The sequence below is a fragment of the Zhenhengia sp. genome (assembly GCF_046966505.1).
GTDB classification, from domain to species: Bacteria; Bacillota; Clostridia; order Lachnospirales; family Cellulosilyticaceae; genus Zhenhengia; species Zhenhengia yiwuensis.
The window spans coordinates 51,222-63,390 of record NZ_JBKVCH010000006.1 but is presented as its reverse complement, the minus strand read 5'-3'; the positions used below and the strand labels follow the sequence as shown (position 1 = coordinate 63,390).

At 36.2% G+C, this 12,169-nt stretch carries 11 protein-coding genes; 2 read left to right on the top strand and 9 right to left on the bottom strand.

The genetic code is table 11. The annotated features are described in order from the left end of the window. The first annotated feature begins 14 nt into the window (after positions 1 to 14). Positions 15 to 539, top strand: a complete 525-nt coding sequence (locus ACLTBU_RS08555) for a Gx transporter family protein (RefSeq protein WP_249331426.1) — start codon at positions 15 to 17, stop codon at positions 537 to 539. Positions 540 to 921: 382 nt separating this feature from the next. On the opposite strand, the gene ACLTBU_RS08550 is transcribed toward ACLTBU_RS08555, so the two are convergent. The 5 genes from ACLTBU_RS08550 to ilvD all read right to left on the bottom strand — a co-directional run bounded on the left by ACLTBU_RS08550 (position 922) and on the right by ilvD (position 7,072). Next, positions 922 to 2,022: a glycoside hydrolase family 3 protein gene (locus ACLTBU_RS08550; protein ID WP_412218540.1), complete on the bottom strand. Its 1,101-nt coding sequence runs from the start codon at positions 2,020 to 2,022 to the stop codon at positions 922 to 924. A 148-nt stretch (positions 2,023 to 2,170) separates the two neighbouring features. Further along, positions 2,171 to 3,232 (bottom strand): ADP-ribosylglycohydrolase family protein, encoded by a 1,062-nt coding sequence (locus ACLTBU_RS08545; RefSeq protein WP_320651602.1) that lies wholly within the window; start codon positions 3,230 to 3,232, stop codon positions 2,171 to 2,173. 44 nt (positions 3,233 to 3,276) lie between these two features. Continuing rightward, the gene (locus tag ACLTBU_RS08540; protein WP_177671486.1) at positions 3,277 to 3,543 is read right to left on the bottom strand and encodes a hypothetical protein; all 267 of its coding nucleotides are present in this window, start codon (positions 3,541 to 3,543) and stop codon (positions 3,277 to 3,279) included. Between the two features lie 190 nt (positions 3,544 to 3,733). Beyond that, positions 3,734 to 5,398, bottom strand: coding sequence for a biosynthetic-type acetolactate synthase large subunit (ilvB, locus tag ACLTBU_RS08535; protein WP_177671487.1), 1,665 nt, complete (start codon positions 5,396 to 5,398; stop codon positions 3,734 to 3,736). 12 nt (positions 5,399 to 5,410) lie between these two features. Further along, positions 5,411 to 7,072, bottom strand: a complete 1,662-nt coding sequence (ilvD, locus tag ACLTBU_RS08530) for a dihydroxy-acid dehydratase (protein ID WP_412218539.1) — start codon at positions 7,070 to 7,072, stop codon at positions 5,411 to 5,413. A 186-nt stretch (positions 7,073 to 7,258) separates the two neighbouring features. Here ilvD and ACLTBU_RS08525 point away from each other — a divergent pair, with 186 nt between their 5' ends. Continuing rightward, positions 7,259 to 8,266, top strand: a complete 1,008-nt coding sequence (locus tag ACLTBU_RS08525; protein WP_320651600.1) for a lactonase family protein — start codon at positions 7,259 to 7,261, stop codon at positions 8,264 to 8,266. A gap of 84 nt (positions 8,267 to 8,350) precedes the next feature. Here the strand turns inward: ACLTBU_RS08525 and ilvE are convergent, their stop codons facing one another. From ilvE to leuC, 4 genes are read right to left on the bottom strand one after another with little or no spacing between them, the layout of a single operon-like run. Beyond that, on the bottom strand, positions 8,351 to 9,229 hold the full coding sequence (gene ilvE, locus ACLTBU_RS08520; RefSeq protein ID WP_412218538.1) for a branched-chain-amino-acid transaminase: 879 nt from the start codon (positions 9,227 to 9,229) through the stop codon (positions 8,351 to 8,353). 13 nt (positions 9,230 to 9,242) lie between these two features. Continuing rightward, complete coding sequence (gene leuB / locus ACLTBU_RS08515; protein ID WP_412218536.1) at positions 9,243 to 10,334, bottom strand: 3-isopropylmalate dehydrogenase; 1,092 nt, start codon at positions 10,332 to 10,334, stop codon at positions 9,243 to 9,245. Positions 10,335 to 10,346: 12 nt separating this feature from the next. After that, on the bottom strand, positions 10,347 to 10,835 hold the full coding sequence (gene leuD, locus ACLTBU_RS08510; RefSeq protein WP_337530769.1) for a 3-isopropylmalate dehydratase small subunit: 489 nt from the start codon (positions 10,833 to 10,835) through the stop codon (positions 10,347 to 10,349). 12 nt (positions 10,836 to 10,847) lie between these two features. Continuing rightward, positions 10,848 to 12,107 (bottom strand): 3-isopropylmalate dehydratase large subunit, encoded by a 1,260-nt coding sequence (gene leuC, locus ACLTBU_RS08505; protein WP_320651596.1) that lies wholly within the window; start codon positions 12,105 to 12,107, stop codon positions 10,848 to 10,850. Between the last annotated feature and the right edge of the window lie 62 nt (positions 12,108 to 12,169).

Genomic DNA, 12,169 nt, shown 5'->3' with positions numbered 1-12,169 from the left:
GGAGTCTTTTTTTCATGAGCAACCTTCAAATGAGCAAAGTTCAAAAACTTGTCTATTTAAGCCTACTATGTGCACTTGCGCTTGTTATTTATATTATTGAATTACAGATTCCCCCTCTTGCTCCTATTCCAGGTCTTAAACTCGGTCTTGCCAATATGGTTTCACTAGCTGTTCTTATTTTGTATGGACCTAAAGAAGCGCTTACTGTTCTTATTCTTCGTATCTTTTTAGGTTCCTTTATTACAGGTAAAGTATCAAGTTTGCTCTTTAGCTTAGCAGGGGGCCTTCTTAGTAACATAGGCATGATTATACTTTATCAATATGCTCGCAAATATATTAATATCTGGCTTATTAGCATTATAGGCTCTATACTGCACATTATTGGTCAGCTTACTATTGCGGTTCTTATTACAAATACACCAGGCATTTTCTTCTATGCACCATTCCTACTTATTTCAAGTATTATTACTGGTTATTTTATTGGCTTAGGTGCTACTTTTATTTGTAAACACTTTAGAAAACTTTCTACGCGTCTATAATTATAGAAATATATTAAAAGAGGGTGTTAGGACTTATATATAAGTCCTAACACCCTCTTAAAAATTATAGTCTAATTTTATTATAAGTCGCATATAAATAAAACGTATTATATTATATAATTAAATGAGATTGACACTTAACAGAACCATTATAGGATTATATAAAAGTCTTGTTCGTGACTTCTACCCTTAAGCGGCATCTTAAAGGTAGGGGCCTTCTTTTGTTTAAAGCTCTTTTTGCAAATGCCAATCTCATTATTGTAGAATAAGGAATAAGTTAAAAGGGGGATACTATACCATTTTACACTTCATAGTAATAATATATGCGCCTACTAAAAAAGTGTTCCTATATAGCTAAAAAAATTTTTTATCTTACTCTATTCTATTCTAATACTAGTAGATTTTGTTCTACTTTTTTTAACAAAATTTTTCTTACGCTCTTATCTAATCTGTCCTTTGTAATCCTCCCTTCCTCATATGCTTTTTTCATAGCTTCTTTAGCTGCACCCAAATCATCTGGCATAAGTATAATATCCATTCCGCTTAAAAAGCTCTCTACCGCAGCATTCCCTGCTTCTTTAGTTTGCACTACAGCCCCCATATTCATAGCATCTGTAATGAGTAATAACTCCTCTGTGTCAAAATGCTCTTTAATGTAACTCCCCCATTTAGGCGATAATGTTGCCGGGAGCTGGTCTACTTCTGATACCACTAAATGCCCCACCATCATTCCCTCTATCCCATTCCGAGTTGCCTCAAAAAAAGGCACCAACTCTTCCTCTTCTAAATCCTGCAACGTTTTATCGATATAAGCAAGCTGCTCGTGACTGTCTTGATAGGTGTTACCATGTCCTGGGAAATGCTTAACAACCGGGAATATACCTTCTTCCTTAAGCCCTTTAGCAAAAGCAATCACCATAGGTGTTACCTCTTCTTTTGTATGTCCGAAACTTCTATTACCTATTACTGTGTTGCTTTCATTATTATAAATATCTGCCACTGGCGCAAAATCCATGTTTATTCCTAAATCATATAGTATTTTACCCATTTTCTTTGCTTCCTCATAAGCTTTGTGTGTATCTTCTGTCTGCCCAATTTCATAAGCTGCTTTAAAAGGCTCCTTTGTAATCTCTGAAATATGTCCTATGCGGCTTACGCGTCCCCCTTCTTCATCTATAGCAATCCATAGTGGAATTTTACTTGCTTTCTGTAGAGAGTCAATGAGTTCTTGCACCTGCTGCTTTCCCTGAATATCTTTCTTAAACAGTACAATCCCCCCTACCTGATACTGTTTTAAAAGTATTTCATTCCCCATTTCTCCATTTAATGCTGCTATAAAAAGTTGGCCTATCTTTTCTTCTAAAGACATCCCCTCCATATAGATTTCTATAGGGTCCTCTTTTATAGTTTCCTTCTCCATGCTTATCTCTTCCTGAATGCTTTCCATATTCTTATTACTTATTTCATTTTGGTCTCTCTCCACACTTCCTTCTCCTATCAACCATAAGCTTCCACCTAATAGTAAAATTAAAACTATACACCATCTTATAATCTTCATAATCCTAGCCTTTCTTTATATCTTATTATTTAAACCACTATACATTAAAAGGGCTACTTCTGTAGCCCCTTTTTTACCATCCTGGGTATCTTATTATCCATTCTTCATTACTTTCAAATCTGATATATAAATCTTCCGCTAATTTACTTAATTCTTTTTGGAGGTCTAATGCTTGAATAAGTTGTTCATCTATTTTACTTATTCCTAAATATGTGCCAAGAATGTTCCCTGTAATAGCTGCTGCACTATTACTATTACCACTTTGATTGATAGCAAGTTTTAAGGCTGCTTCGAAATTATTTGGATAACACAAACTACAGTAAATAGCCATCCCTAATGCATCTTGCGCTGAGAAACCATCTCCAAAGCTTTCTACATCACCTCTAGCAGGGTCCCCCTTCTTAGCTAGCTCTATCGCTCTCTCTATTGCCTCTAAGCACTCTTCATGATTTCTATAAGTCTTTAGTTCTTCTACTGATTTTCCTATTCCCTCTTCTAGGGAATATCCTTCCAGTAAATAAAAAATAAAGGCTGACAATACACCCGAAGCAAGATAAGCTGTAGGATGTCCATGGGTTATCGCCCCTACCCTACATCCTATATTAAATACATCTTCTTCATTCTCAACAAGTCCAATAGGTGCCGTTCTAATGACTGTACCACAACGTTTACTATCATTGAGCGGCTTTTCTAAAGTCCCCATAATCCCTTTCCCTAATGATGTAATACAAGTAATTCCCGGTTCCCTGTAGCCATGTAATTTCTTTATTTGTACGATCCATCCATCATAAGCTTTGCTTCCCCAATTAGGCGTTGATAAACCTTGTGTATAAAGCCATCTTAGATATGCTCTAAATATAATCATCGCAGTATCTTTTCTTGTTTTTGTAATCTGTTTTTGATTTGCTCTTACAATACTTCTTAAAAGCCCCTCTGCTGTAAACATTGTAAGTTGGGTATCATCTGTAATAATAACCTTTCCTCTATCACTTGTCTGAATAAGTTCATGAATACCTTCTTCTCCATACAACTTTTGAATCTCTTCATATTTCATAAACTTAACAGGTGCACCAAATGCATCGCCAATTGCACCACCCAACAAACATCCATAAAATTGTTCTTTGCTTCTTTTCATATGTGGCACCTCCAGACTAACCCTCTATTTTATAACTTCTAAATTTACAGAGTTTGTATCCAATCATTGATTTTTTCACAAACACTTACTTGAAGCCCCTCCTCTTTAACCTTCTCTTTAATAAATTTATTAAAATCTCTTATCCAAGCTGCATAATCCTTGCTTTCCCATACTCCTTGTTTATGATGCATTGCATAGGCTATATCTGCACACTGACAGGCATCCCATAGCTGCCTATAGTAATAGGCATACTGACCCTGTGTTTCTTTATCATAGAAATTAACAAACTCATCAAATTTTGATTTTTTCATAGCCATTCCCCCATTTAAAATTTATAATAATATTTTAACAATTATATTTTATATTTTCAATATTTTATATTTTTATATAAAATATATTCCACTTTACAAAGAACACTAAACCTTCATATCCCTAAAAAACTGACACTTAGCACGAAACAAAAAGCAAGCTCTTTTATCAGAAAGAACTTGCTTCATCTCATTATTCTAATATCAAATCATTAATAGGTGCCCCAGGTGCTACCATAGGTAATACCTTTTCATCTTCTCCTACATGACAATTAAGAAGAGCTGGTCTATTATGTTTTAATGCATCTTGAAGAGCTTCTTTAAAATCTTCCTGCGTGAAAATATCATACCCTTTAATATTATAAGCATCTGCAAGTTTTACAAAATCAGGACCTCTATCTAAATTAGTTTGCGAATAGCGCCCACCATAGAAAATAGTCTGCCACTGCCTTACCATACCTAGCACACTATTATTCACTACTATAATAATAACCGGAACATTATAGTATGCCACTGTAGAAAGCTCATTACAGTTCATTCTAAAAGAGCCATCTCCTGCTATATGTACTACACGCTTATCAGCTCTAGCAATCTGTGCTCCTATACTAGCACCCGTTCCATACCCCATGGTTCCTAATCCTCCTGATGAAATATAAGTACGTGGTGTGGTATACTTATAAAACTGAGCAGCCCACATTTGATGCTGGCCTACTTCTGTTGTAATAATTGCTTCGCCTTCTGTTTGCTTATAAATCTCTTCCATAATAAATTGTGGACGCAAACTGCTATCTCTTTGATAGTCAAATCCAAACTCTTCTTTCCAGTGTGCGACTTCTTCAAGCCATTCTGTATGATCTCTCTGTCCTACTAATTCTATAAGACTTATTAAAATCTCTTTTGCATCCCCTATAATGGCTGTGTAGCTCGCCACATTTTTACTAATTTCTGCTGGGTCCACATCAATATGAATAATTTTAGCATGTGGTGCAAAGGTTCCTACACTACTTGTTACCCTATCACTAAAACGCGCACCTACTGCTATAAGAAGATCACATTCTGTAGCTGCCATATTAGAAGCCTTGCTTCCATGCATTCCAATAAGTCCTGTAGATAATCTATGTGTTTCCGGAAAACCACCTATCCCCATAAGTGAAGTAGCAACAGGTACTTGGAATTTTTCTGCAAACTCTATAAGCTCTTTGTGAGCACCACTACTAATAATGCCACCTCCACTATAAATAAGCGGTTTCCTACTTTTTTTCATAAGTTTTACAGCTTCATCGATATCCTTCTGCTTAATTGTACATACCTTTCTATGTATCTTTTTAGGCTCTTCATAAGTATACTCACATTCAGCAGCTGTAATATCTTTAGGAATGTCTATAAGTACTGGCCCCGGCCTTCCGGAACTAGCAATATAAAAGGCTTCTCTAATAGTATCTGCTAGCTTCCTTACATCCTTAACGATATAGTTATGTTTAGTAATAGGCATTGTTACACCTGTAATATCCACTTCTTGAAAACTATCTTTTCCTAAAAGTGGTTTTCCTACATTTCCTGTAATTGCTACAAGAGGGACAGAATCCATATAAGCTGTAGCAATTCCCGTTACCAAGTTCGTTGCTCCTGGCCCTGATGTGGCAATACAAACACCTACTTTTCCGGTAGCTCTTGCATATCCATCCGCTGCATGTGCCGCACCTTGCTCATGGGCAGTCAATATATGATGAATACGCTCACTGTACTCATATAAAGCGTCATATATATTAAGAACGGAGCCTCCTGGGTAGCCAAATACTGTGTCAACGCTTTGTTCTAATAAACATTCCATTAATATTTGTGAACCATTAAGCTTCATGTTTCCCCTCCCTTACGCTTTAAAAATCGCTCCTGTATTTGCAGATGTAACCAATTTAGCATAACGTGCTAAATATCCATGATTTACTTTTGGTTCTGGTTTCACCCATGACTTACGTCTTTGCTCGATAGTTTCTTCATCTACTAAAAGTTCAATGCTACATGCTTCCATATCAATTTGAATCAAATCTCCATTTTCTACAAGTGCAATTAGTCCACCTTCTGCAGCCTCTGGTGATACATGTCCAATACATGCACCTCTTGTAGCACCTGAAAAACGCCCATCTGTAATAAGTGCTACATCCTTATCTAGCCCCATGCCTGCAAGCACTGCTGTAGGTGAAAGCATTTCTCGCATACCTGGTCCCCCCTTTGGCCCTTCATATCTAATAACGACAACATCACCTTTTTCTATCCTACCACTTGTAATGCCCACTTTAGCTTCTTCTTCACTATTAAATACTTTAGCAGGACCTGTATGCTGCATCATTTCTTTTGCTACAGCTGAACGTTTTACAACACATGTATCCGTAGCTAAGTTGCCTCTAAGTACAGCAATCCCACCTGTAGTGCTGTATGGATTCTGGATAGGTCTTATAACCTGTTCATTTTTATTAACTACAGATTTAAGATTTTCTCCCACACTTTCACCTGTTACGGTTATAAGTTCTTCATTAAGAAGTTCTTTTTTAGTAAGTTCTTTCATAACCGCAGCAACACCACCTGCTTGATAAAGGTCTTCCATATGATGTGGCCCTGCTGGTGCGAGCTTACAAAGATTTGGCGTACGGCTACTAATTTCATTAGCCAGATCTAAATTAATCTTGACGCCTGCTTCATGTGCAATAGCAGGTAAATGAAGCATAGTATTTGTACTACAGCCCAATGCCATATCCACAGTCAAAGCATTTTCAAAAGCTTTTTCTGTTAAGATATCGCAAATTTTAATATCTTTTTGTACCATTTTCATAATAGTAATACCAGTTCTCTTAGCAAGCCTGATACGTTCTGCATAAACAGCAGGTATACTTCCATTTCCCGGTAAAGCGATCCCTAATACTTCACTCATACAGTTCATACTATTAGCTGTAAACATTCCTGAACAGGATCCACATCCTGGACAGGTATGCTCTTCATATTCATAAAGCTCTTCTTTAGAAATTTTACCTGTGTTATAAGCACCTACTGCTTCAAAAATTAAAGATAAGCTTACTTTTTTTCCACCTACTGTCCCTGCAAGCATAGGCCCACCACTTACTACTGCTGTTGGCAAGTTCATCCTAGCTGCTCCCATAAGCATACCTGGAACAATTTTATCACAGTTTGGTACAAGCACTAATCCATCAAATCCATGTGCCATTGTCATACATTCAATAGAATCTGCTATAAGTTCACGTGTTACAAGAGAATACTTCATTCCTTCATGTCCCATAGCAATTCCATCACATACTCCAATAGCAGGTATTTCAATTGGTGTGCCACCTGCCATACGGATACCAGCTTTTACGGCTTCTGTAATACGATCAAGATGCATATGTCCTGGAACAATTTCACTTTTAGCAGTTACAATCCCAATTAGAGGTTGATTAATTTCTTCTTCAATATATCCCATTCCTTTAAATAATGAACGATGAGGTGCCTTATCTGTGCCCTTTTTTACAACATCACTTCTCATATTTTCCACTCCCTCTATTTCCTTATGCTGTACTATTTATAAGATAAATTATATAATATTATAACAAAATAGCTTGTTTTTGCAATTTTATTTTGTTTTAAATTCATTTTTTTCATTTTTTATAACTTGCTCTATTCTTATGCTATACTTACTTTAAAAATATTTATTACTTAGGAGGCCTCCACTATGTATTCACTACTTATGACTGGTTATAACCTAGAAGATTACCCTTCTCTTAAAATCTTCTCTCTTTCCAATCATTCTCTTACTCAAATCACAGAACTTAACTCTATAAATCCATCATTCGCTTGTCATTTACACAACTTACTATTTACGCTTAGTGAAGTCGATAATAAAGCTCAAATTCAAATGTATTTATTTGAGGATAACCAACTTTGCTTCCTCGATCAATTAGCATTTGAAGGCGGTGGATTATGCCACATTAGTTACTCACCTAAGCATCGTACTTTATTCGGTGCTTGTTACCAAACAGGCCACATTTTTAGTGTAGGTGTCTTAAACCATAAGTTCACCGCTCTCAAAAGTTTAATTCATTTGCCTGCTCTTCCTAAAGATGGCCTTTCCAGAGCCCACTGTACTCAAATGGATTCTAATGAAAATTTTCTATATGCTATTAATATCCATACTGACCAAATTTATTGTTATAAAGTAGAGAACGGTGCTCTTATATCAAATACAAACTTTTCTTCTCTATACCTTCCTAGCGGAAATGGTCCAAGACATATCATCTTCCACCCTACATTATCTATAGGCTATATTATTACAGAATACTCTAATAAAATTTTTGTTACTCAACAGGACCCATCTACAGGTACACTTCAGATTCTGCAAGAAATAACCACCCTTCCTATAGATTATGAAGGTACGAGCTACTGCTCTAATTGCATCATTACACCTAACCAAAAATATCTATTAGCTGCCAATAGAGGGCATAATAGCATTACGCGTTTTGAAATTCAAGTTGATGGCTCTCTAAAAAAACTTAATATATATCCCTGTGGAGGCATATGGCCTAGACATATAACTTGTACACATGATGGAAAACTACTCATGGTCTGCAATCAAAACTCTAATGAAGTTACTCTCTTTAGATTAGACGAAAACACTAGTACAATTCTTGAAGACATTGCACATATCCCTTTCCCAAATCCTAGTTTTATAGAAGAACTCTAAATCTATTTAAAAAGTGACATGCTACTCCCTATACTTAGAAAATACATGTCACTTTTATTTTTATCATATTATTTTAGGCCTCTTCTAGTAAATATCTCTCCCATTGTTATTTGCATATGCTTTAAACGCTTCAAGAAGTCTTGTTGTAACAAGGCCTGCCTCTCCATTACCAATAATACGCCCATCTACATTTGTAACAGGAATAGCTTCTGCAGCTGTACCCGTTAAGAAACATTCATCTGCACTATAAACATTAAAAAGTGTAAACTCACTTTCTTTTACTTCATATCCAAGTTCCTTAGCTAATTCAATGACTGTATTTCTTGTAATACCATCTAATATACCTATGTAGATAGGAGGTGTATAAATAACATTATCTTTTACAATAAAAATGTTATCTCCTGTACATTCTGCTACCACGCCATCATGATTTAGCATAAGTGCTTCTGGTACCCCCGCTCTGTTTGCTTCAATTTTAGCTAGTATATTATTAAGATAATTTAATGATTTAATTTGAGGATCTACAATAGTTGCTTTATTTCTTCTTTGAACAGCTGTAATAATAGGCATCCCTTTTATATACATTTCATCTGGATAAAGTGTAATAGAACCTGCAATACAAAATACTGATGCAACTTTACAGCTTACAGGATTAAGACCAAGGTCACCTTTACCCCTTGTTATTACAAGGCGAACATAACCATCCTTAATTTGATTTCTTCTACAAGTTTCAAGAAGCACCTCCGTCATCTCTTCTTTACTCATAGGAATCTCTAGCATAATAGCTTTAGCTGCATTGTACAGTCTATTAATATGTTCCTCACATTTAAAAACACGTCCATTATAAACTCTAATACCTTCAAATACACCATCACCATAAAGTACACCATGGTCAAATACAGAAATCTTTGCTTCTTCTTCTCTTACATAATTCCCATCTAAATAAATTATTCTTTGACTCATTTTAAGCCCTCCTCTATTCGTTTCCTAACTTAATAGCTTCACAAATATAACTGCCCATTTCTTTAGTGCCTACATACTTACAGCCTTCACTCATAATATCATCTGTACGATATCCTTTATCTAGTACACATTCTACTGCTTTCTCAATAGCCTGCGCCTCACTCTCAAGTCCTAACGAATAGCGTAACATCATAGCCACCGATAAAATAGTTGCAATAGGATTAGCTTTATTCTGCCCAGCTATATCAGGTGCACTACCATGACTCGGTTCATAAAGTCCTAGAGCGCCTTCACCTAAGCTTGCAGATGCTAACATTCCTATAGAACCTGTCAGCATACTTGCTTCATCAGATAAAATATCCCCAAACATATTACTTGTAATGATGACATCAAACTGTTTAGGGTTCGCCACAAGCTGCATCGCTGCATTATCTACATACATAAAACTATAATCTACTTCTTCATAATCCTTTGCTACCTCTTGTGTTACTTCTCTCCAGAGCTTAGAAGTAGCAAGCACATTAGCCTTATCTACTACTACAACCTTCTTATTCCTTTTCATAGCTGAATCAAAACCTACTCTAAGAATACGTTCAATTTCACCTACATTGTAGTACTCAACATCCTCCGCATATGTATCTTTTGGATTATCGCATATAGTACGTTCATGCCTCCCAAAATAAATACCACTTGTAAGTTCTCTTACAATAAGAATATCTAAGCTATCTCCAATAACTTCTGCCTTTAATGGACTTACATGTTGAAGGTGCTTATATAAAAGAGCTGGCCTAAGATTAGCGAATAGTCCTAGTGTCTCTCTAATCTTAAGTAGCCCTTTTTCTGGTCTATCTCCATTTGAAGTAGTATCCCATTTAGGCCCACCTACTGCACCAAGTAGTACTGCATCACTTGTCTTACATGCATCAATAGTAGCTTGAGGTAATGAGGAGCCTAGCTCATCTATACCCGCACCACCTATAAGATGCTCTTCATAGTTAAATGTATGACCAAATCTATTACCTACTTCATCTAATACTTTAACGGCCTGCGCTATGATCTCTGGTCCAATACCATCTCCGGGCAAAGTAACAATCTTATAATTCATTATTATCACTCCCTATTTACTTTCCCTTACATAATTAACAAGACCATTAGCCTCAATAATTCTCTGCATAAACTCTGGGAAAGGCTGTGCTTTATAGACCTTACCACTTGTTACATTTGTAATAGTACCTTTAGTGAAATCTACTTCAACCGTATCTCCTGCCTGGATGCCCTCCACTGCTTCAGGGCACTCTAAAATAGGAAGTCCTATATTAATAGCATTTCTATAAAAAATACGTGCAAAAGTCTTTGCAATAACACATGAAATACCAGAGGCTTTAATCGCAATAGGTGCATGCTCTCTAGAAGAACCACAACCGAAATTTTTATCTGCTACTATAATGTCTCCTTCCTTTACTTGCTGCGTGAAATTTATATCAATATCCTCCATACAATACATAGCTAATTCTTTAGGATTTGATGTATTTAAATATCTTGCCGGAATAATCACATCCGTATCAATGTTATCCCCATAACGAAATACCCTACCTGTTGCCTTCATTTTATTCCCCTCCTATACTTCTTCCGGATTTGCAATATAGCCACAAATAGCAGACGCTGCTGCCACTGCCGGACTTGCAAGATATATTTCTGATTCTATATGTCCCATACGTCCTACAAAGTTACGGTTTGTAGTTGCTACACATCTTTCACCTGCTGCTAAAATGCCCATGTGTCCACCAAGACAAGGACCACATGTTGGCGTGCTGACTACACAGCCTGCTGTAACCAAATCTTCTACAATACCTTCTTTAATAGCTTGCAAATAGATGTTTTGAGTACCTGGAATAACGATAACACGTATACCTTTTGCTACCTTTTTCCCCTTCATAACTTCTCTTGCCATACGTAGGTCTTCTATACGTCCATTTGTACAAGAACCAATAACTACCTGATCAATTTTAATTTCTTCTACTTCATCTATAGTTTTTGTATTTTCAGGAAGATGTGGATAAGCTACTGTAGGTCTAATGGTGCTAAGATCTATTTCTATTACTTGTTCATATACTGCATCTTCATCTGCCTTATAGACTGTATAAGATTTACTACTATATTCTTTAACATATTTAAGTGTCACTTCATCCACTTCAAAAATACCATTTTTAGCACCTGCTTCAATAGCCATATTAGCCATAGATAGTCTCGAATCCATAGATAAGTACTTAAGACCTTCTCCTGTAAATTCCATTGACTTATAAAGTGCACCATCTACTCCTATCATGCCTATAATATGCAATATAATATCTTTTCCAGATACAAAATGGCTAGGTTTACCTTTTAGTATAAACTTAATAGCATCTGGTACCTTAAACCAGGCCTTACCTGTTGCCATACCTGCTGCCATATCTGTACTACCAATACCAGTAGAAAAGGCTCCAAGTGCACCATATGTACAAGTATGTGAATCTGCTCCTATGACGACATCTCCTGGTACTACTAATCCTTTTTCAGGAAGAAGTGCATGTTCAATGCCCATTTCGCCTACTTCAAAATAATGCTCAATGTTTTTATCATAAGCAAAAGTTTTTACACATTTGCACTGCTCAGCCGCTTTAATATCTTTATTGGGCGTGAAATGGTCTGGCACAATGACTACTTTAGAGCAGTCAAACACATCTTGAGCACCAATTTTCTCAAATTCTTTTATAGCAACAGGTGTTGTAATATCATTTCCTAACACCAAATCAAGATTAGCCTCAATCAGCTGCCTTGCCACCACTTCTTTAAGATTTGCATGAGCTGCTAATATTTTTTGTGTCATGGTCATTCCCATTTGTCTTTCCTCCTTTTAGGTTTTATAGTGTAATGTGATAAGGTGCAAGGCCTACCTTAAGA

Coding starts and splice junctions, on each gene's coding strand:
- ACLTBU_RS08555 (WP_249331426.1), top strand. CDS start 15: ATGAGCAACCTTCAAATGAGCAAAGTTCAAAAACTTGTCTATTTAAGC.
- ACLTBU_RS08545 (WP_320651602.1), bottom strand. CDS start 3,232: ATGAAAAGAAGCAAAGAACAATTTTATGGATGTTTGTTGGGTGGTGCA.
- ACLTBU_RS08540 (WP_177671486.1), bottom strand. CDS start 3,543: ATGAAAAAATCAAAATTTGATGAGTTTGTTAATTTCTATGATAAAGAA.
- ilvB (WP_177671487.1), bottom strand. CDS start 5,398: ATGAAGCTTAATGGTTCACAAATATTAATGGAATGTTTATTAGAACAA.
- ilvD (WP_412218539.1), bottom strand. CDS start 7,072: ATGAGAAGTGATGTTGTAAAAAAGGGCACAGATAAGGCACCTCATCGT.
- ACLTBU_RS08525 (WP_320651600.1), top strand. CDS start 7,259: ATGTATTCACTACTTATGACTGGTTATAACCTAGAAGATTACCCTTCT.
- ilvE (WP_412218538.1), bottom strand. CDS start 9,229: ATGAGTCAAAGAATAATTTATTTAGATGGGAATTATGTAAGAGAAGAA.
- leuB (WP_412218536.1), bottom strand. CDS start 10,334: ATGAATTATAAGATTGTTACTTTGCCCGGAGATGGTATTGGACCAGAG.
- leuD (WP_337530769.1), bottom strand. CDS start 10,835: ATGAAGGCAACAGGTAGGGTATTTCGTTATGGGGATAACATTGATACG.
- leuC (WP_320651596.1), bottom strand. CDS start 12,107: ATGGGAATGACCATGACACAAAAAATATTAGCAGCTCATGCAAATCTT.